The 18,941-nt window shown below is 75.0% G+C and carries 16 protein-coding genes; 8 read left to right on the top strand and 8 right to left on the bottom strand.

Annotation, left to right across the window (positions count from 1 at the left end):
* Positions 1-23 precede the first annotated feature (23 nt).
* The 4 genes from V6V16_RS18990 to V6V16_RS18975 all read right to left on the bottom strand — a co-directional run bounded on the left by V6V16_RS18990 (position 24) and on the right by V6V16_RS18975 (position 5,217).
* Positions 24-833, bottom strand: a complete 810-nt coding sequence (locus tag V6V16_RS18990; protein ID WP_334563852.1) for an SAM-dependent methyltransferase — start codon at positions 831-833, stop codon at positions 24-26.
* 184 nt (positions 834-1,017) lie between these two features.
* The gene (locus V6V16_RS18985; protein ID WP_007072219.1) at positions 1,018-1,686 is read right to left on the bottom strand and encodes a response regulator transcription factor; all 669 of its coding nucleotides are present in this window, start codon (positions 1,684-1,686) and stop codon (positions 1,018-1,020) included.
* Between the two features lie 7 nt (positions 1,687-1,693).
* Positions 1,694-3,388: a sensor histidine kinase gene (locus V6V16_RS18980; RefSeq protein WP_334563850.1), complete on the bottom strand. Its 1,695-nt coding sequence runs from the start codon at positions 3,386-3,388 to the stop codon at positions 1,694-1,696.
* 14 nt (positions 3,389-3,402) lie between these two features.
* Positions 3,403-5,217: an AMP-dependent synthetase/ligase gene (locus V6V16_RS18975; protein WP_334563849.1), complete on the bottom strand. Its 1,815-nt coding sequence runs from the start codon at positions 5,215-5,217 to the stop codon at positions 3,403-3,405.
* A gap of 211 nt (positions 5,218-5,428) precedes the next feature.
* On the opposite strand from V6V16_RS18975, the gene V6V16_RS18970 reads away from it, so the two are divergent.
* The 6 genes from V6V16_RS18970 to V6V16_RS18945 all read left to right on the top strand — a co-directional run bounded on the left by V6V16_RS18970 (position 5,429) and on the right by V6V16_RS18945 (position 10,736).
* Entirely contained in the window at positions 5,429-5,884 is a 456-nt protein-coding gene (locus tag V6V16_RS18970; protein ID WP_334563847.1) for an SRPBCC family protein, read from the top strand.
* Between the two features lie 28 nt (positions 5,885-5,912).
* Positions 5,913-6,557 (top strand): hypothetical protein, encoded by a 645-nt coding sequence (locus V6V16_RS18965; protein WP_334563845.1) that lies wholly within the window; start codon positions 5,913-5,915, stop codon positions 6,555-6,557.
* Between the two features lie 76 nt (positions 6,558-6,633).
* On the top strand, positions 6,634-7,581 hold the full coding sequence (locus tag V6V16_RS18960) for an ROK family glucokinase (RefSeq protein WP_334563844.1): 948 nt from the start codon (positions 6,634-6,636) through the stop codon (positions 7,579-7,581).
* A gap of 10 nt (positions 7,582-7,591) precedes the next feature.
* Positions 7,592-8,299 carry an endonuclease/exonuclease/phosphatase family protein gene (locus V6V16_RS18955; RefSeq protein ID WP_334563931.1) on the top strand — a complete coding sequence of 236 codons (708 nt, stop codon included), beginning with the start codon at positions 7,592-7,594 and terminating at the stop codon, positions 8,297-8,299.
* A 91-nt stretch (positions 8,300-8,390) separates the two neighbouring features.
* Positions 8,391-9,800, top strand: a complete 1,410-nt coding sequence (locus V6V16_RS18950; protein WP_334563842.1) for a flavin-containing monooxygenase — start codon at positions 8,391-8,393, stop codon at positions 9,798-9,800.
* A gap of 132 nt (positions 9,801-9,932) precedes the next feature.
* Positions 9,933-10,736, top strand: coding sequence for an alpha/beta hydrolase (locus V6V16_RS18945; RefSeq protein WP_334563929.1), 804 nt, complete (start codon positions 9,933-9,935; stop codon positions 10,734-10,736).
* Positions 10,737-10,791: 55 nt separating this feature from the next.
* Here the strand turns inward: V6V16_RS18945 and V6V16_RS18940 are convergent, their stop codons facing one another.
* The 4 genes from V6V16_RS18940 to V6V16_RS18925 form a co-directional block, all read right to left on the bottom strand.
* A complete protein-coding gene (locus tag V6V16_RS18940; RefSeq protein WP_334563841.1) occupies positions 10,792-12,210 on the bottom strand; it encodes an alpha,alpha-trehalose-phosphate synthase (UDP-forming) in 1,419 nt (472 codons plus the stop codon).
* A 182-nt stretch (positions 12,211-12,392) separates the two neighbouring features.
* Positions 12,393-13,247 carry a DUF308 domain-containing protein gene (locus V6V16_RS18935; protein ID WP_334563839.1) on the bottom strand — a complete coding sequence of 285 codons (855 nt, stop codon included), beginning with the start codon at positions 13,245-13,247 and terminating at the stop codon, positions 12,393-12,395.
* 215 nt (positions 13,248-13,462) lie between these two features.
* Entirely contained in the window at positions 13,463-14,134 is a 672-nt protein-coding gene (locus V6V16_RS18930) for a response regulator transcription factor (protein WP_334563837.1), read from the bottom strand.
* Positions 14,131-15,327: a sensor histidine kinase gene (locus tag V6V16_RS18925; RefSeq protein WP_334563835.1), complete on the bottom strand. Its 1,197-nt coding sequence runs from the start codon at positions 15,325-15,327 to the stop codon at positions 14,131-14,133. The genes V6V16_RS18930 and V6V16_RS18925 overlap by 4 nt, the downstream gene beginning before the upstream one ends.
* 316 nt (positions 15,328-15,643) lie before the next feature.
* Between V6V16_RS18925 and V6V16_RS18920 the strand changes: the two genes are divergently transcribed.
* The gene (locus V6V16_RS18920) at positions 15,644-17,794 is read left to right on the top strand and encodes an MMPL family transporter (RefSeq protein WP_334563833.1); all 2,151 of its coding nucleotides are present in this window, start codon (positions 15,644-15,646) and stop codon (positions 17,792-17,794) included.
* 147 nt (positions 17,795-17,941) lie between these two features.
* The gene (locus tag V6V16_RS18915) at positions 17,942-18,649 is read left to right on the top strand and encodes a lysophospholipid acyltransferase family protein (protein ID WP_334563831.1); all 708 of its coding nucleotides are present in this window, start codon (positions 17,942-17,944) and stop codon (positions 18,647-18,649) included.
* Positions 18,650-18,941: the final 292 nt, after the last annotated feature.

Raw genomic sequence — 18,941 nt, 5'->3', positions numbered from 1 at the left:
CGACGGCGGCCGCCCCCGGCGGCTCACCCACCGAGCCGCCCGACGCCACCGATGAAGGCGGCCCGCTCGGCGTCCTCGGCGCTGTCCGGCGACTCCGGGCGCCACTGCGGCACCCAGACCACGCCGGGGTCGACCAGCTCGAAGCCGTCGAAGAGGGCGGTCAGCTCCGCCCGGCTGCGGATCCACAGCGGGTTGTCGGTCCGCCGGTAGACCCGCTCGGCCTCGCTGCGCTCGTCGTCGCCGCGGCCGTCGCCGCTGGCCTGCGAGAGCACCAGGTGGCTGCCCGGCGCCAGCGCCTCCCGCAGCGTCCGCAGCAGCTCGGCCGGCCGGTCGTCGTCCGGCACGAAGTGCAGCACCGCCACGATCATCACGGCGATCGGCTGGTCGAAGTCGAGCAGCCGGCGTACGTCGGGGTGGGCGAGGATGCGCTCGGGTCGGCGCAGGTCCTCCTGCACCACCACGGCGCGGTCGTTGCCCTCCAGGATCTCCCGGCTGTGGGCCACCGCCACCGGGTCCACGTCGACGTAGACCACCCGGGCGTCGGGGGCGTCGCGCTGGGCGATCTCGTGCACGTTGCCGACGGTCGGGATGCCCGAGCCGATGTCCAGGAACTGCCGCACGCCGGCGTCCAGGAGGAACTGCACCGCGCGACGCAGGAACGCCCGGTTGGCCTGCGCCATCAGCGGGGCCTCCGGCACCGCCGCCACCATGTTCTGGGCGGCGGCCCGGTCGACCGCGAAGTTGTGCGAGCCGCCCAGATAGTAGTCGTACATGCGGGCCACGCTCGGGCGCTCGATGTCGATCTCGTCGGGTGCCCAGTCCGGCCGCTGCATGCGCTTGCCCCTCCTGTCGCGTGCGGACCCCGTTGCCCGCGCCGGTATTCTGCCGGCTGATAGCCGGGGAGACCATAGCGCGCCGCCCCGCCCCGTGACGACGCCACTCGATGCGACGACGGCAGGCCCGCGTCGACCCCGTCGGGGGCGCGGGCCTGCCGGTGGTGCGTCGTCGCCGGGGGCGTCAGAACTTCGGCGCGTCCGGGGCCTCGAGCAGGCCGAGCCGCAGCGCGGTCATCAGCGCCTGCGCCCGGTTGGCCGCGCCGAGCTTCTCGTAGAGCTTCGAGATGTGGGTCTTGGCGGTGGACTCGCTGACGAAGAGCTGCTTGGCGATGCCCGCCACGCTCATCCCGTCGGCGAGCAGCCGCAGTACCTGCCCCTCGCGCGGCGAGAGCTGCGGCCCGGACGGCGCCAGCCGCCGCTTCATCGCCTCGGCCAGGTCGGCCGCGGTGAAGGCGCTGGGCGAGGAGGCGGCGTGCCGGGCGGCGGCCACCACCTCGTCGGCCGGCGCGGTCTTGGGCACGAAGGCGCTGGCCCCGGCCTCCAGGGCCCCGAAGAGCTGGTCGTCGCCGGCGTACATGGTGAGCACGACGATGCCCATCGAGGCACTCGACTTGCGCAGTGCCCGGGTGGCCTCCAGGCCGCTGCCGTCGGGCAGCCGCAGATCCATGATCACCACATCGGGCTGCAGCGCACCGGCCTGGCGTACGCCCTCCGCCGCCGTGGCCGCCTCCCCGACGACCTCGAACTGGCGGTCACGCTCGAACGCGTGCCGCAGGCCCTTGCGGATGAGGTCGTGATCGTCGACAAGGAGAACCTTGGTACGGGTGGCCGGTGTCGGACTTGTGGTCATCCTCGGGTTACTCCCCTTCTGCAACGGCTGCGCTACCGCGCACGTTATCGCGCCGGGGCGACGAGCCGAGCACCACCGCGACGGTCGTGCCGCTCGGTTGCCGCGGCCTGATCTCCAACCGGCCCCGGATACGTTCCGCCCTCTCGGCCATGATCGCAAGACCGTAGTGCCCGTCGGAGCGCTGGTCAGCCATCCCCTGACCGTCATCCGACACTTCGATCTGCGCGTACGGCGGGTCGACCTCGCAGGTGACCCAGAGATTCGACGCGCCGGCGTGCTTGCGCGCGTTGGTGACCGCCTCCTGGGCGATGCGCAGCAACTCGGCCTCGGTGGCGGCGGGCAGCCGGGCGGTGGACTCGTCCAGCGACAGGTGCACCCGCAGCCCGCCGGAGGCGCCGACGGTGCGGGCGTACTCGGCGATAGCGGCGGTCAGGCCGCCGTGCCGGTCCACCTCGCTGCGCAGCTCGAACAGGCTCAACCGCAGCTCCGTGATCACCCGGGTCACCTCGTGTCGCAGCGCACGCAGGCTCTCGGCGGTCTCCTCGGCGTCGTCGTGGACGGTGGCCAGGGCGTTGTCGATGCCGTAGCCGACCATGACCAGCTCCTGGGCCACCCCGTCGTGGATCTCCCGGGCCAGCCGCTGCCGCTCCTCGTTGGTGGCCAGCGAGCGGACCTCGTCGAAGAGCAGCGCCGCCTCCAGCCGCAGCGCGGCCGGGCGGGTCAGCCCGGTCACCCGGTACATCACCTCGCTCGGGTACGCCTGCGCCGCGTCCGCCTCCAGCACCACCAGGCCGACCGTGCGTACCCCGGCCACCAGCGGCACGATCAGGGCGGAGACGTCGCCGGCGCGGTGCGAGCGGGCCTGCGACCGGGCGGCGGTGTGCGGCTGCTGGCTGGCCCACGCGTCGGCGATGGCCGAGTCCGCGTCCAGCGTCGTCTCCCAGTCGACCCGGTCCACGCCCACCTGGGCGAGCACCACCAGCCGGCCGCCGCCGCTGGCCGAGAGCACGGCCGCCCGGTCGGCGCGGGCCACGGTGCGCAGCTCCTCCAGCAGGTGCTCGGAGATGCCCCCCGGGTCCAGGGTCGCCCCGGGCAGCTGCCGGGCCACCGTGCGCAGCTGGGTGAGCAGGCGGGTCGCCTCGGCGTACGGCTGGGGCTTTCCCTCGTTGCGGACCTGCATCACCCGGTGCAGGCCGCTGGCGGCGGCGAGGCCGAGCCCGGCCAGGATCAGCCACTGGGCACAGACCGCCAGGTAGCCGAGCTGGGCGAGCTGCCGCTCGCCGTCGACCTCGGTGAGCGCACCGGCCACCAGCAGGGTGGCCGTGGCGACCGCCAGCAGGGCGACGCCCTCACGGAAGCGGCGGCGCAGCGCGGTCACGGTCACCGGTACGGCCAGGTAGGGCAGCACGGCGGAGGCGCCGAGCCCGCCGAGGTCCCCGCCGATGGTGGCGACCGCGGCCACCTGGCTCGCGGCCAGCCCCAGCACCAGCACCTCGGCCACCCGGCTGAGCGGGCCGACCGGCCGGTGCTCGGGCGCGAGCAGGGCGGGCAGCCCGGCGGCCGTGAGCAGCGCGATCCACCAGAGCTGGCCGGGGTCGTTCGTGGCGAGCAGGGTCAGGACGGCGACGAGCGCCAGCATGACCACGCGCGCGGCGGCGGCGAGGGGATGCGGCTGGGGGCGGGTGGTCGTCGAGGCGGGCACGTGACGGATGGTAGTCAGCCGCGGTAGATCTCGGCGATCTCCGCCGCGTACGACTTGTGCACGACCTGCCGCTTGACCTTCAGTGAGGGGGTCAGCTCGCCGGTCGCCTCGGTGAAGTCGTGGGGCAGGATCCGGAAGACCTTGATCGCCTCGGCCTTGGAGACCGCCTGGTTGGCGGTGTCGACGGCGCCCTGGATCTCGGCGCGCAGCCCCTCGTGGTCGCGCAGTTTCTCGACGGGGGTGTCCTCGGGCAGGCCGGCCGAGGCGAGCCAGCGCGGCAGCGCCTCCTCGTCGATGGTGACCAGCGCGGCGATGAACGGCGCCCGGTCGCCGACCACCACGCACTGGCTGACCAGCGGGTGGGCGCGGACCTGGTCCTCCAGGACGGCCGGGGCGACGTTCTTGCCGCCGGCCGTCACGATGATCTCCTTCTTCCGGCCGGTGATGCTGAGGAAGCCGTCGTTGTCGAGCCGGCCGAGGTCGCCGGTGCGGAACCAGCCGTCCGCGCTGAGCGCCTCGGCGGTCGCCGCCTCGTTGCGCCAGTAGCCCTGGAAGATCAGGTCGCCGGCGATCAGGATCTCGCCGTCGTCGTCGATGCGGATGGTGACCCCCGGCAGGGGGCGGCCGACCGAGCCGATGCGGGTGGCGTCGGGCAGGTTCGCGGCGGCGGCCGGGGAGGTCTCGGTCAGGCCGTAGCCCTCGCACACGTTCACGCCGATGCCGCGGAAGAAGTGGCCCAGCCGCGCGCCGAGCGGGGCGCCGCCGGAGATGGCGTCGCGGCACCGGCCGCCGAGCGCCGCCCGCAGCTTGCGGTAGACCAGCTTGTCGAAGAGCGCGTGCTGGGCGCGCAGCGCCAGCCCGGGGCCGCCGCGGGTCTCCAGCGCCTCGCTGTACGCGATGGCGACCTGCTCCGCCCGGGCGAAGATCCTGCCCTTGCCGTCGGCCTCGGCCTTCTGCTTGGCCCCGTTGTAGACCTTCTCGAAGACCCGGGGCACCGAGAGCACGAAGGTGGGCCGGAACTCCTGGAGGTCGGCGACCAGGTTCTTGGGGTCCGCGCAGTGCCGCATGGTGGCCCGGGCCTGCACCACGCCGATCTGGATGAGCCGGGCGAAGGCGTGCGCCAGCGGGAGGAAGAGCAGGGTCGAGGCGCCCGGCCGGAACAGGTTCGGCAGCACCGGCACCGCGTTGGCGATGTCGGCGTACATGTTGCGGTGGGTCAGCACGCAGCCCTTGGGGCGGCCGGTGGTGCCGCTGGTGTAGATGATGGTGGCCACGTCGTCGGCGCGTACGGCGCCGCGCCGCCGGTCGATCTCCGCCGGGTCGACCGACTCGCCGGCGCGGGTCAGCTCGGGCACGGCGTCGAGCTCGATCTGCCAGACGTGGCGCAGGTCGGGCAGCCGGTCCCGGACGCCGGCGACCAGGGTGGCGTGCGAGTTGCTCTCCACCACGCAGCCCACGGCGCCGGAGTCGGCGAGGATCCAGGCGGCCTGGTCGGCGCTGGAGGTCTCGTAGATCGGCACGGTGACCGCGCCGGCCGCCCAGATCGCGTAGTCCAGCAGGGTCCACTCGTAGCGGGTGCGGCTCATCAGGCCGATCCGGTCGCCGGGCTGGACGCCGGCGGCGACGAGGCCCCTGGCGGCCGCGACGACCTCGTCGCGGAACTGCCGGCAGGTGACGTCGGCCCAGGTGGCCCCCGTGCCCTCCGCCGCCCCGGTGGGGCGGACGAACTGGATCGTGTCCGGGGCGACCTCGGCGTTGTCCCAGACGGGGTCGGTGAGGTTGGCCGCGTCGCCCACGGTGACGATCGGCGGGACGGAGAACTCGCGCACCTGCACTCCCTCGTGCTCACACTGGCCGGGCCGGCCGCCACGGGGCGGCTCTGTCGAAACCTACCCGCCCCGGTCGGCGGGGTGAAAACGCAGGTCGTCCACCTGCCCGGGGGGCGGTCGCCGGAGTCGTCGCGGGGTCGGGCGGGGCGGGGCACCGGCGCGCCGGGGGCGGCGCGGCGTGGGCGCCACCGGCGCCGGGTAGCCTCGCCCCATGGCGGACTCCTCCACCCAGTCGATCATCATCGGCGCGTCACCGGACCGGGTGGCGGCGGTCATCTGCGACTTCCCGCGCTACCCGGAGTGGACCGAGGCGATGCGGGGGGCGGAGGTGATCGAGGAGTACGAGGACGGCTACGCCAGCCAGGTCCGGTTCACCATCGACGCCGGGGTGCTGGCCGACGAGTACGTGCTGGCCTACGAGTACGCCGAGGACCTCTCCCGGATCGAGTGGCACCTGGTGGCGCCCTCGAAGATGCAGAGGTCCCAGCGGGGCTCGTACGACCTGGTGGGCAACCCGGACGGCACCACGACGGTGACGTACACCCTGGAGGTCGAGCTCTCCGTCGGGATGCTCGGCATGTTCCGCCGCAAGGCCGAGAAGATGATCATGGATACGGCGTTGAAGCAGCTCAAGCTCCGGGTAGAAGCGTCCGGTGCCGCGCAGTGACGCGTCCGACGGGTTAGGGGAGCCGGCCATGGGTGCAACGGATCCGGGTTCGGCCCGGGAAGAGGCGGAGCGTCTGGTCGCCACGGCGCTGGCCGCCGCCCGCCTCGCCGCGGCCGGCTCGAAGGCCGGCCAGTGGGGTCCGCTCGGTGGGATCGTGACGAGTGTCCTCGGTCACAGCGCCGGCCCGGGCGGGTCGACCGGGCCGTCCGCGGGCGGTTTCGCCACCGGCACGGCTGAGTGCTGTGTCTGCCCGGTCTGTCGCGGGATCGCGGCGCTGCGCGACCCGAGCCCCGAGTTCGCCGAGCGTCTCGCCACCGGCGCGGGCGACCTCGCCGCCGGGGTGGCCAGCCTGCTGCGCGCCTTCACCCCGCCCGAGCCCTCCGCCGACGCGCCCGCCGCACCGGCCGCGACGCCCCGCCCCGGTGGCGCGGACGACCAGGTGTGGCGCGATGCCACCCGTAGCGGGCATGATTCTCAGCCGGCACCGGAGCGGGACGTCTGGTCCGCCGCCACCCGCGCGGAGGACGAGGTCGTCCCGGCCGCCGTACCGCCCGTCGACGTCGCCGGGCCGGCCGCCGCGGTGACCGTCCCGACGTCGCCCGACGGGCCCGCGGTCCCCGCGTCCCGGGCGCCCGGCGACGCGGACGGGCCACCCCCGGGCGACGGGGCCTGACCAACGCACATCCCGACCACGCGCCGGCCGCCCGCCGGCGCCGGTGCGGGCGGCACAGCAGAGGGGAGTGGCAGCGGTGACGCTGACCATCGGAGTCGACGTCGGTGGCACGAAGGTGGCCGGTGGTGTGGTGGACGCCGCCGGCACGGTCCTCGTGCAGGCCCGACGGGACACCCCCGCCGACGACGTCGCCAAGACCCGCGACGTCATCATCGAGCTGGTCGCCGAGCTGGCCCGCGGGAGGTCGGTCGAGGCCGTCGGCGTCGGCGCGGCCGGCTGGATCGACGCCAGCCGCTCCACCGTGCTGTTCGCCCCGAACCTGGCGTGGCGGGACGAACCCCTGCGGGACTACGTGAGCGCCGCGACGGGCCTGCCGGTGATCGTGGAGAACGACGGGAACGTCGCCGCCTGGGCGGAGTTCCGCCACGGCGCGGCCCGCGACGCCGACGACTCCATGGTCATGTTCACCATCGGCACCGGCGTCGGCGGCGGCATCGTGCTCGGCGGGGAGCTGCTGCGCGGCGCCAACGGCATCGCCGCCGAGCTTGGCCACATGCTGACGGTGCCGGACGGCCACCAGTGCGGCTGCGGCCGCCTCGGCTGCATCGAGCAGTACGCCAGCGGCAGCGCCCTGGTGCGGTTCGCCCGCGCCGCCGCCCGGCAGGAGCCGCACCGCGCCACCGCACTGCTGGAACTGGCCGGCGGCGACGCCGAGGCGGTCACCGGGCCCATGGTCACGGCCGCCGCGCAGGCCGGCGACCCGGTCTCCACCGAGGCGTTCGCGCAGGTCGGCCGGTGGCTCGGCACCAGCCTCGCCGACATGGCGCAGATCCTCGACCCGCAGGTGCTCGTCGTCGGCGGCGGGGTGATCGACGCCGGGGACCTGCTGCTCGGCCCGACCCGCCGGTCGTTCGCCGACGCCCTCGCCCAGCGCAGCCGCCTCCCGGTCGCCGAGATCCGCCCGGCGGAGCTGGGCAACACCGCCGGCGTCATCGGCGCCGCCGACCTGGCCCGACGGATCTGAGGCGGTGACCGTGACGCAGAACCCGGGCGTGCCGCTGCGCGTCGTGTCGTACAACATCCACAGCCAGCGGGACGACACGGCCGCGCTGGCGGCGGTGGTCCGCGAGGTCGGGCCGGACGTGGTGATCGTGCAGGAGGGGCCGCGCCGGTTCCGGTGGCGGCAGAAGTCGGCGGCGCTGGCCGAGTCGTTCGGCCTGGTCGTGGCCGCCGGTGGGCTGCCCGCGCTGGGCAACCTGCTGCTGACCAGCCTGCGGGTGCGGGTGGTGGCCGAGAGGTGCCAGCGCTTCCCGCTCACCCCCGGCCGGCACCTGCGCGGCGCCGCGTACGCCGAGTGCGTCGTCGCCGGCGCCGCCCCGTTCGTCCTGGCGGGGTCGCACCTCTCCACCGACCCGGCCGAGCGGCCCGCGCAGGCCGCGCTGTTCAAGCGCGAGCTGGACGCCGCCACCGCGCCGGTGGTCGCCGCGGCCGACCTGAACGAGGGGCCGGACGGGCCGGCCTGGGCCACCGTGGCGCGCGGGCTGACCGACGCCGCCGTGGCGGCGGACCGGGCAGACCGGCTCACCTACTCCTGCGCGAACCCGCGACGACGCATCGACGCCCTCTTCGTCGACCCGCGGATCACGGTGGCCGACTACGACGTGGTGGACACCCCGCAGACCCGCCGCGCCAGCGACCACTTCCCGGTCCTGGTCGACCTGCTGCTGCCCGCCGCCGACTGACCGTCCGCCGCGTCCGGGGTGGACAACCCGCTCCGTAGTGGAGAGGATGCTGCGCGACCCGGCACTCGTGCCGCACAAAAGGAGATCCCCGGTGTCCACCTCCACCGACAACGGCCGGCCCGACCCGGAGGCGAGCACGCTCGCCCTGACCCGCGACGGCCGGCCGGTCTCCGACCGGGGCGACACCGTCTGCGTCGTCGGCGCGGGGGCCAGCGGCCTGACCGCCATCAAGAACCTGAAGGAGCACGGGTTCGGCGTCGACTGCTACGAGCGCGAGACGGGCGTCGGCGGCGCCTGGAACTGGCGGCACGACCGCAGCCCGGTGTACGCGAGCACGCACCTGATCTCGTCGCGGCCGTTCACCCAGTTCCCCGACTTCCCGATGCCGGACGACTGGCCGGACTACCCGCACCACAGCCGGCTGCTGTCCTACTTTGAGCGGTACGCCGACCACTTCGACCTGCGCGGGCACATCTGGTTCGGCACCGAGGTGGTCCGGGTGGAGCCCGTGGCGGGCGACCGCTGGGACGTGACCACCCGCAGCACCGGCGGCTACGGCCCGGAACGCACCTCCCGCTACGCGGCCGTGGTGGTCGCCAACGGGCACAACTGGTCGCCGAAGCTGCCCCGCTACGAGGGGCTGGAGGAGTTCCGGGGCGAGGTCATGCACGCCTCGTCCTACAAGGACCCGGCGCAGCTGCGCGGCAAGCGGGTGCTCGTGGTGGGCGCCGGCAACACCGGCTGCGACATCGCCGTCGAGGCCGCCCAGCAGGCGTCGCGCTGCTGGCACTCCACCCGCCGGGGCTACTGGTACGCCCCGAAGTACGTCCTCGGCCGCCCCGCCGACCAGGTCAACGACGCGCTGCTGGCGCTGCGCGTGCCGCTGCGGGTGCGGCAGTGGCTCTACCACTGGACGCTGCGGCTGACCGTCGGGGACCTGACCCGCTTCGGGCTGGCCAGGCCCGACCACCGGGTCTACGAGACGCACCCGATCGCCAACAGTCAGCTCGTCTACTACGTCGGCCACGGCGAAATCGCGCCGGTGCCCGACGTCGCCCGCTTCCACCCGTACGCCGTCGAGCTCTCCGACGGTCGGGAGATCGACCCGGAGCTGGTGGTCTTCGCCACCGGATACCTGCCGCGCTTCGAGTTCCTCGACCCGAAGGTCCTGGGCGACGAGGCGGCGGAGGGCCGCCCCCGGCTCTGGCTCAACGCCTTCGTCCCCGGCCATCCCACGCTGGCCGTGGCCGGGCTGGTGCAGCCCGACTCGGGCATCTTCCCGCTGTCGCACTGGCAGACGGTGCTCTTCGCCCGGCTGCTGCGGCTGCGCGTGACCCGCCCCGACCGGGCGGCGGCGTTCGCGGCCCGGGTGTCGGCGAAGGCGGGGGAGCGCTACGCCGGGCCGGTCAAGGAGAGCAGCCGGCACTGGTTCGAGGTCGGTCACGCCGACTACCTGCGCGCCGTCCAGCGCGCCCTGCACGACCTGGAGGGTTCCCGGTGAGCGCGAGGAGTGCAGCGCAGCGGAGCCCCGCAGTCGCGAATGAAGGGTGGGTTCGGTGAGCGCGAGGAGTGCAGCGCAGCGGAGCCCCGCGGTCGCGAACGGAAGGCCGGAACAGTGAGTCAGGTGCGGATCATGCGGGGGCGGGAGTGGGCCCGCCCGGTCCGCCCGGTGCGCCGTGAGGTGCTCGTCGCCGCCCCGGAGGTGGAGGAGGGGCGTCCACCGCTGCTCTTCGTGCCGGGCTTCGGGCACGGCGCCTGGGCGTTCGCCGAGCACTGGCTCGGCCACGCCGCGTCCCGGGGTTTCCCGGCGTACGCGCTGAGCCTGCGCGGGCACGGCGGCAGCGGCCCGGCGCCGGAGGCGACGCTGCGCGCGTACGCCCACGACGTGACCCAGGTGGCGGCGGGCCTGCCGCGGCAGGCGGTGCTGGTGGGGCACGGCGCCGGGGCCCTCGTCGTGGCCCACGCGCTGGCCCGCTACCCGGCGCGGGCCGCGGTGCTGGTGGCGCCGGTGCTCGGCGGCTGGGCGACGTTCGGCGCGGCGCTGCGCCGCAATCCATTCGGCACGCTGCCGGCGGTGTTCGGCGGGCGGCTGCGGTTGAGCCACCGCCAGCTGTTCAGCCGGGAGCTGCCGGAACCGGAGGCCCGCCGGTACGTGGGCCGGCTGGGCCGGGCCGGCCGGCGCGCCCAGTGGCAGCTGCTGACCGGGCGGGACGCGGAGCCGGCCGTCGGCGACCCGCCGGTGCTGGTGCTCGGCAGCCCCGACGACCGGATCGTCCCGGCGGCGGCGCTGACCCGGGCGGCCCGGCGGCACGGCTCGGCGCCGCTGCTCTTCCCCGGCATGGGGCACGACATGATGCTCGACGTCCGGTGGCGGGAACCGGTCGACGCGATCCTGGACTGGCTGGGCAAGGACCCGGCGCCGGGCGGCCGGCCCTGACGACGGGCGGGCCCCCGTGGCGCGGCCGGTCCTGCCGGCGGGGCCCGGCCCGGCGTCAGCCGGCGGTGCCGAGCCGGGTCAGCAGGGAGCCGCTCTCGTCGAGGGCGGTCAGGTAGGAGCGCGCCCACGCCCGGATGTCGTGCCGGTGCAGGTGTGCCCGCATGGCCCGCATCCGTGCGCCGAGGTCGTCGGGGCCCGCCCGCAGCGCCGAGAGCAGTCCCTGCTTGAGCCCCTCCAGGTCGTGCGGGTTGACCAGGTAGGCCTGCGGCAGTTCGGCGGCGGCGCCGGCGAACTCGCTGAGCAGCAGCGCGCCCGTGTCGTCGACCCGGGCGGCGACGTACTCCTTGGCGACGAGGTTCATCCCGTCCCGCAGCGGGGTCACCGCCATCACGTCGGCGACCCGGTAGAGCGCGGCCAGTTCGGCGCGGTCGAACGGCTGGGTCAGGTAGTGGATCGCCGGCTCGCCGACCCGGCCGAACTCGCCGTTGATCCGCCCGACCTCTCGTTCCACCCGCTCGCGGAGGATCTGGTACTGCCCGACGCGCTCCCGGCTGGGCACCGCCACCTGCACGAGCACCGTGTCGCGCACCTTGACGTGCCCGCCGGCGATCAGCTCGCTGTACGCCTTGAGTCGCTGCTCGATGCCCTTGGTGTAGTCCATCCGGTCGACGCTGAGGATCACCTGCTCGGGGCTGCCGAGGTCGCGGCGCAGCCGGTCGGCCCGGTCGGCCACGTCGGGCCGGGTGGCCAGCGCCGCCATCTCGACGGTGTCGATGGAGACGGGGAAGGCGCCGATGCGCACCACCCGGTCGCCGACGGTGATCTGCCGGTCGGTGGCGGGCAGGTCGAGCACCTTCGCGACCAGTTGGGCGAAGTTGTGCGCGGCCTGGGAACGCTGGAAGCCGATCAGGTCGGCGCCGAGCATGCCGCGCAGCAGCTCGGCCCGGCGGGGGAGCTGCATGAACAACTCGGGCGGCGGGAACGGCACGTGCAGGAAGAAGCCGATCCGCAGGTCCGGTCGCAGGGCCCGGAGCAGGCCGGGCACGAGTTGCAGGTGGTAGTCCTGCACCCAGACCATCGCGCCGGGCTCCGCCACGTCGGCCGTGGCCTGGGCGAACCGCTGGTTGACCCGCTGGTAGGACTCCCACCAGCGCCGGTGGTACTCCGGCTGCTCGACGGAGTCGTGGTAGAGCGGCCAGAGGGTGGCGTTGGCGAAGCCCTCGTAGTGGTCGCGCAGGTCCTCGGCGCTCAGCGGGACCGTGTGCATCCGGACGCCGTCCACGTCGGGAAGTTTGGGCGCGGGGCCGGTGCCGCCGGCCCACCCGACCCAGGTCGCCGGGGTGTGCCGGAGCAGGGGGTGCAGGGCGCTGACGAGGCCGCCGGGGCTGCGGCGCCACTCGCAGGCACCGTCGGGCGCCACACTGTCGTCGATGGGCAGGCGGTTGGCGACCACCACGAGGGAACTCTGTCGCATCTCGGGCATTCCGATCAGCAGGGAGTGACCGCCGCAGCGGAGGAAGAACCGGGCAGTCAGCGAGGGATGTGACGGACGGCGGTATTCCTACTGACAGTAAGTTACACCAGTGTTGCCCGCCGGGCATGGGTGAGCCGCCGTCCCGGGATGCGGACGACGGACGCCGACGGTCGGGGGGGCGGTCAGACGACCGCGCCGTCGTCCGGATCGCGCTCGTCGTCGTCGCCGCCGGGCCGCAGCCGCCAGATCAGCGCGACGAAGCCGGCGAGGATGCCGGTGAAGCCGAACAGGTTGACCACCGAGGGGTCGGCCACCGGGAAGACCGAGGGGAAGAGGAAGAGCACGAAGCCGACCACGATGGCCAGCATCCCGACCACGGCGTACTTCGAGAAGCGGGGCAGGGGCGGGGGCGGCGGCGGGGTGTAGCGCTCGTCCCCGCCCTCGTCGTCCGGCAGGTCCGCCCCGAAGGTGTCCAGGCCGTCGAGCAGCGACGGCTCGTCCGTCGTGCCGCCCCGGGGGGAGAGGGAGACGCCCGAGACGTCCGCCGCGTACGGCAGCCGGCGCACGTCGGTGGCGGTCGGCCCGGCGGGCTCGTCGGAGGTGCCGAGGGCCACCGGGTCGCCGGCCGGTCCGGGTGCGTCGTCGACGTCCTCGGCGGCCGGCCAGGGATTGTCGCCGCCACGCGGCGCGGTGTGGAAGCCGGCCACGATCCGGGCCCACTCGGCCTCGATGTCCGGCTCGTCCTCCCGGGGCCGCTCGGTGGCCGTCTCGTCGGCGAGCTGGGTCAGGTAGTCACGCGCGGTGGTCAGGTGCGACCGGTCGACGTAGAGCCGGTCGACGGGGCGGGCGGGCACGGTGGTGGTGCGGGTGACCGGGTTCAGGTCGGCCGAGGGCTGGAGGTATGCGGCGATCCCGCCGGCGGCGAGGACGTCGAGCAGGTGCTCGCCGACGCGCGGGTCCACGTCGCCGGCGACGGCGTACTCGCTCGCGTCGAGCCCGTTGTCCCGCCGTCCCCGGCGGGCACCACCCGCTGACACCGACATCCTCCTCATCACGCGCCCGCGGCGCGGCCGCCTGAGCCCCCTCGGCGCCGACCGGGCGCCGTGCCTTGAATCGTGACACGTCCGGGGCCGGTTCCGGGAGTGCCTTGTGGCGCGGCGTACGAAGTCCCAGACCTGGCGCAGGTCGGGACCGGGGGTCTATGTCCGTTCTTGCTGAATGCTTCTCAACCGGGCCGGGCGCCGGAACCGGGTCAGCGGGGGTCGGGCGGCGACCCCGGCCGCACCAGGCCGCTCTCGTACGCCGCCACGACGAGTTGGGACCGGTCCCGGGCGGCGAGCTTGGTCAGCAGCCGGCTGACGTACGTGCGGGCCGTCGCCGGGCTGATGTGCAGGAGCGCGCCGATCTCGTCGTTCGACCGGCCGGCGGCGACCTCGACGAGCACCTCCCGCTCGCGGACGGTCAGCGGGCGCAGCCGGCCCGGATCCGGCTGCCGACCCCCGGCGCGCACCGCGGCCATGACCCGGCGGGTCACCGCGGGGGAGAGCAGCGCCTCCCCGGCCCGGACGATCCGCACCGCCTGCCGCAGCTCGTCCGGGCCGGCGTCCTTGAGCAGGAAACCGGACGCGCCGGCCCGGATCGCCTCGAAGACGTACTCGTCGGTGTCGAACGTGGTGAGCACGACGACCCGTACGTCGGCGAGCCGGTCGTCGGCCACGATCCGGCGGGTGGCCTCGATGCCGTCGGTGCCCGGCATCCGGACGTCCATCAGCAGCACGTCCGGCCGCTCGGTGCGCGCCAACCGGTACGCCGCGTCGCCGTCGGCCGCCTCGCCGACCACCTCGATGTCCGGCGCCCGGTCCAGCAGGGCCCGCAGCCCGGCGCGGACCAGGTGCTGGTCGTCGACGAGTCCGACTCGGATCACGGGGCCCCTCCCAGGGGTAGTTCGGCGCGTACCTCGAAGCCGCCGCCGGGGCGGTTGCCCGCGGTGACGGTGCCCCCGAGCAGGGCGGTGCGCTCCCGCATGCCGCCGAGCCCGTGCCCGCCCGGGACGTCGCGGGGCCGCCCGCGGCCGTCGTCGCGGACGGCGAGGGCGACGGTACGCGAGTCCCGGACGACGTCGATCTCGATGGTGGTGGCCCCGGAGTGCCGCAGGGCGTTGGTCACCGCCTCCTGGACGAGCCGGTACGCGGTCGAGTCGACCGCCGCGGGCAGGCCGGTCAGCTCGCCGCGCCGGTGGACCGTGACCCGCAGCCCGGTGGCGCGGGTGCCGGCGACCAGGGCGTCCAGCCCGGCCAGCCCCGCCACCGGTTGCCGGGGCCCGGCGACGGTCGGGTCGCGGAGCAGCCCGAGGACGGCGCGCAGTTCCCGGGCGACCTGGGTGGTGGCCGCCCGGACGTGTCCCAGCGCGGCGCGGGCGGCGGGCGGATCGTCGTCGAGGGCCTCGTCGGCGACGCCGGCGTGCAACGAGATGACGGAGATGTGGTGGGCGACGGCGTCGTGCAGGTCGCGGGCGATCCGTAGCCGTTCCTCCTCGACCCGGCGCGCCGCCTCCCGGGCGTGCTCGCGCTCCAGCTGCCGCAGCCGCCACCGCTGCTCCCGGCGCCGCAGCCGCCGGGACCGGACCCCGTCGCCGAGGGCGACGGCCGCCGCCATGCTGGCGGCGCTGGAGGCGAGTTCGAAGCCGAAGAGGTACGCCACGCTCTCGCCCTGCGCCGTGCGGAACGCGGTGGACGTGACGAGCAGGCCGAGCCCCACGAGCGCCGCCCAGCGCGGCCGTCCCGCCTCGGCCGCCGAGTAGAGCGCCGCGGCGAGGGGCAGGGCGAGCCCGACCGGCGGGTAGCCGGCCACGTAGTAGGCCACCAGGCCGGCGGCGCTGGCCAGCAGCACCGCCGTGGGCGCGCGGCGGCGGAGCAGCATGAGCGCGCCGAGCCAGCCGGCGAAGAGGTAGGCCACGATGTCCCGGCCGCGGTCGCCGCCCAGGTTCGCCGTGATCGCCACGGCCACGACGGCCGTGACGGCGACGCCGATGAGCAGGTCCAGCAGGGCCGCCCGGGGCGGCCGGACCGGTCCCCGCGGGGCCAGCTCCGGCCCGTGCTCCGTCTCGTCCACCCGCACGCTGTCGAGGGTAGGTGTCGCCGGTCCCCGTCGGAGTCGGCCGGCGTACCCACCGGCCGTCGCCCCGGGCCGTATCCCCGGCGACGGGCGGTACGTCGGCAGGCGACACCGGTTGCCGCCCGCGGACCGATGGCGGGGCCCGGCGCGCTTCGTAGCGTGGTCGCCGGCGCCCAGGGGCGGCGACCGCCCCGCCGGCCACTCGGCCTCGTCGACCGGCTCGTCGGCGGTGTCCGCGCCCGCCGCGGCGGCGGGCGGACGGCCCCGCGCCGCCCCGGAGCGGGCGCGCAGCAGATCCCGGCATCCAGGAGGTACGACCATGGCGACCGAGACCGTCCACCCGCCCACCGGGCGGGCGAGCGTGTTCCGACGGGTGGGCGACTGGGCCTACCGGTGTCGCTGGACGGCACTCGTGCTGTGGGTGGTGGTGCTGGTCGGCGCGAGCGTCGCCGCCCAGGCCGTGGGCGACGACTACCGCAATGACTTCTCCCTGCCCGGGACGGAGTCCCAGCGGGCGCTCGACACGCTTCGGCAGCGCGCGCCGGTCTCGTCCGGCGAGACGATCCAGATCGTCCTGCGGGACCAGGACGGGCTGGGCGACGGCGTGACCCGCAGCCGGGTCGAGTCGATGCTGGCGCAGGTCGGCCGGCTGCCGCACGTGGTCGCCGTGCAGGGCCCGTACGGGGGCTCCGGTGTCTCGGCCGACGGCACCGTCGGCTACGCCACCGTGACCCTCGACGGCGCCTCGGCGGACGTGCCCGCCGACGACGTCCGCGCCGTCATGGCCGCCGCGACCGGCGCGGCGGGCGACGGGCTGCGCGTCGAGGTCGGCGGGGCGCCGGTACGGGCGGTGCAGGAGGGCGGCGGGGGCGCCGCCGAGGGAACCGGTCTCCTCGCCGCACTCGTGATCATGGTGCTGCTCTTCGGTTCCCTCGTCGCCGCCAGCCTGCCGGTGGTCATCGCGGTCTTCGCCGTGGGCACCGCCCTCGGGCTGATCGCCCTCGCCTCGCACCTCGCGACGATCGCCGACTTCACCGCGCCGCTGATGATGCTCGTCGGCCTCGGCGTGGGCATCGACTACGCGCTGCTGATCTTCTCCCGCTACCGTTCGGAACTCGTCCGGGGCGTGCCGCGCCGGCAGGCCGCGGGGATCGCGCAGGAGACCGCCGGCCGGACGGTCCTCTTCGCCGGCTGCACCGTGATCGTGGCCCTGCTGGGGCTTGTCGTCCTCGGCCTCGGTTCGCTGCGGGGCGTCGCCGTCGCCGTCGCGTTGACGGTCCTGGTGACCATGCTCGCCTCCCTCACCCTGCTTCCCGCACTGCTGTCGCTGACCGGCCGGCGCATCGAACGCTCGGTACGGGCGCGCCAGGCCCGCGGCGGCCGTCCCGAGGGGACGTGGTGGCGCCGCTGGGCCGCCTGGGTGCAGCGCCGCCCCTGGCCGAACGCCGTCGTCCCGGTCGTCGCGCTGCTCGCCCTCTCCGCCCCGGCGCTGGAGATGAACCTCGGCTTCGCCGACGCCGGCAACGACCCGGCCGCCACGCCGAGCCGCCGGGCCTACGACCTGCTGGCGGAGGGCTTCGGCCCGGGCTTCAACGGCCCCCTGGTGGTCGTCGTGGAGGGACCCGCCGCCGGCGCCGCCGCGGCCCGGGACGCCATCGCCGCCACGGCGGGGGTCGCCGAGGCCGCCGCACCCTCGACGGTCGGCCCGGACGTCTCCACCATCGTCGTGCTGCCGGAGTCGAAGCCGCAGGACGAGGCGACGATGGACCTCGTCCACCGGCTCCGCGACGACGTGCTGCCGCCGCTGGCGCGGGACACCGGCGCCCGGTTCCTGCTCGGCGGCGGCACGGCCGCCACGGTGGACTTCGCCGGGGCGGTGGCGGCGAGGATGCCGCTGTTCGTGCTCGTCGTGGTCGGGCTCTCCGCCCTGCTGCTGATGGTCGTCTTCCGGTCCCTGCTCATCCCGCTGAAGGCCGCGCTGCTCAACCTGCTCAGCGTCGCCGTGGCGCTGGGCGTGACGACCCTGGTCTTCCAGCGGGGCGCGCTGGGCGTGCAACCGGGACCGGTCGAGGCGTACGTCCCGGTCATGGTCTTCGCCATCGCCTTCGGCCTCTCGATGGACTACGAGGTCTTCCTGCTCGCCCGGATGCGGGAGGTGTGGCGCGCCGACGGGGACGCGTCCGTGGCCGTACGCGAGGGCATCGCGACGACCGGTCGGGTCGTCACCGCCGCGGGGGCCGTCATGGTGGTGGTCTTCGCCGCGTTCATGCTCAGCCCCACCCGGATGCTCCAGCAGTTCGGCCTCGGGCTGGCCGTGGCGATCGTCGTCGACGCCCTGGTCATCCGGTGTCTCATCCTGCCCGCCGTGATGCAGTTGCTCGGCCGGCGTGCCTGGTGGCTGCCCCGGTTGCTGGACCGGTTCCTGCCTGCCGGGGCGCCGGAGCACCGACCGGCGCGCCCCGCCGGCTAGCCCCGCCGTCCGGGATGGAGGGTGGCGCGACGCCGCCGCGACGGGCGGGCTCACGTTGTGGCGACGGGCACCGGCTTCGTAGGCTCATGCCACGACGGACCCGCGGCGCGCGCGGCGGCGTCGCGACCGCCTCTGGAAGGGACGCCGGTGCTGTACTGGCTGATGAAGTACGTCCTCCTCGGCCCGCTGCTGAGGCTGGTCTTCCGCCCGCAGGTCGAAGGGCTGCACCACGTGCCGGAGACCGGGCCGGTGATCCTCGCCAGCAACCACCTGTCGTTCTCCGACTCGATCTTCACACCGCTGGTGGTGCGGCGCCGGGTCACCTTCATCGCCAAGGCCGAGTACTTCACCGGCAAGGGGCTCAAGGGCTGGCTGACCAAGATGTTCTTCGTCGGCGCCGGCACGATCCCGGTCGACCGCTCGGGGGGCCGGGCGGCCAGGGCGGCCCTGGACACCCAGCTGCGGGTGCTGCGCGGCGGCGGCGTCGCCGGCATCTACCCCGAGGGCACCCGCTCGCCCGACGGGCGGCTCTACCGGGGCAAGACGGGCGTGGCCCGGTTGGCGCTGGAGAGCGGTGCCCCGGTCGTCCCGACGGCGATGCTCAACGCCGACGAGATCCAGCCGCCCGGAAAGCTGATTCCCAAGATCGCCAGGGTGCGGATCCGGTTCGGCCCGCCGCTGGACTTCTCCCGGTACGCCGGAATGGCCGGCGACCGGTTCGTCGAGCGCGCCGTCACCGACGAGATCATGTACGAGCTGATGGAGCTCTCCGGCCGCGAGTACGTCGACATGTACGCCCAGAAGGCCAAGAACGTCCCCACCGCCCCGGCCCCCCGCACCCCCCTCCCCGCCTGACACCCCCACCCCGCCCCCGCCCCCGCCCTCGCCCCCCTCCCGCCCCGCCCCCGGCCCTCTCCTCGGCGCGTGGATCTTGCACTTTCGGCCCTCGCTCCGCGGCTTTCGCGCCATTCGCCCCGGCCGTAAGTGCAAGATCGCCGGGGCCGGGGGCCCGAGGCGGGGCGATCTTGCAGTTGCGGCCCGGGGGATGCGGCTTTTGTCGCGTTGGCGGGGGCGGAAAGTGCAAGATCGCCGGGGCGGGGCGGGGCGGGGCGGGGTGGGGTGGGGGTGGGGCGGGGCGGGGTGGGGT

It is taken from the genome of Micromonospora sp. CPCC 205561 (assembly GCF_036906775.1).
Lineage (GTDB): Bacteria > Actinomycetota > Actinomycetes > Mycobacteriales > Micromonosporaceae > Micromonospora.
The sequence above is the reverse complement of the archived record's forward strand: the minus strand, read 5'-3'. Positions and strand labels throughout refer to the sequence as shown.

Bases quoted from the DNA above. Each gene is read 5' to 3' on its own strand.
- V6V16_RS18940 (WP_334563841.1), bottom strand. From the start codon at position 12,210: ATGCGACAGAGTTCCCTCGTGGTGGTCGCCAACCGCCTGCCCATCGAC.
- V6V16_RS18920 (WP_334563833.1), top strand. From the start codon at position 15,644: ATGGCGACCGAGACCGTCCACCCGCCCACCGGGCGGGCGAGCGTGTTC.
- V6V16_RS18985 (WP_007072219.1), bottom strand. From the start codon at position 1,686: ATGACCACAAGTCCGACACCGGCCACCCGTACCAAGGTTCTCCTTGTC.
- V6V16_RS18970 (WP_334563847.1), top strand. From the start codon at position 5,429: ATGGCGGACTCCTCCACCCAGTCGATCATCATCGGCGCGTCACCGGAC.
- V6V16_RS18965 (WP_334563845.1), top strand. From the start codon at position 5,913: ATGGGTGCAACGGATCCGGGTTCGGCCCGGGAAGAGGCGGAGCGTCTG.
- V6V16_RS18945 (WP_334563929.1), top strand. From the start codon at position 9,933: ATGCGGGGGCGGGAGTGGGCCCGCCCGGTCCGCCCGGTGCGCCGTGAG.
- V6V16_RS18990 (WP_334563852.1), bottom strand. From the start codon at position 833: ATGCAGCGGCCGGACTGGGCACCCGACGAGATCGACATCGAGCGCCCG.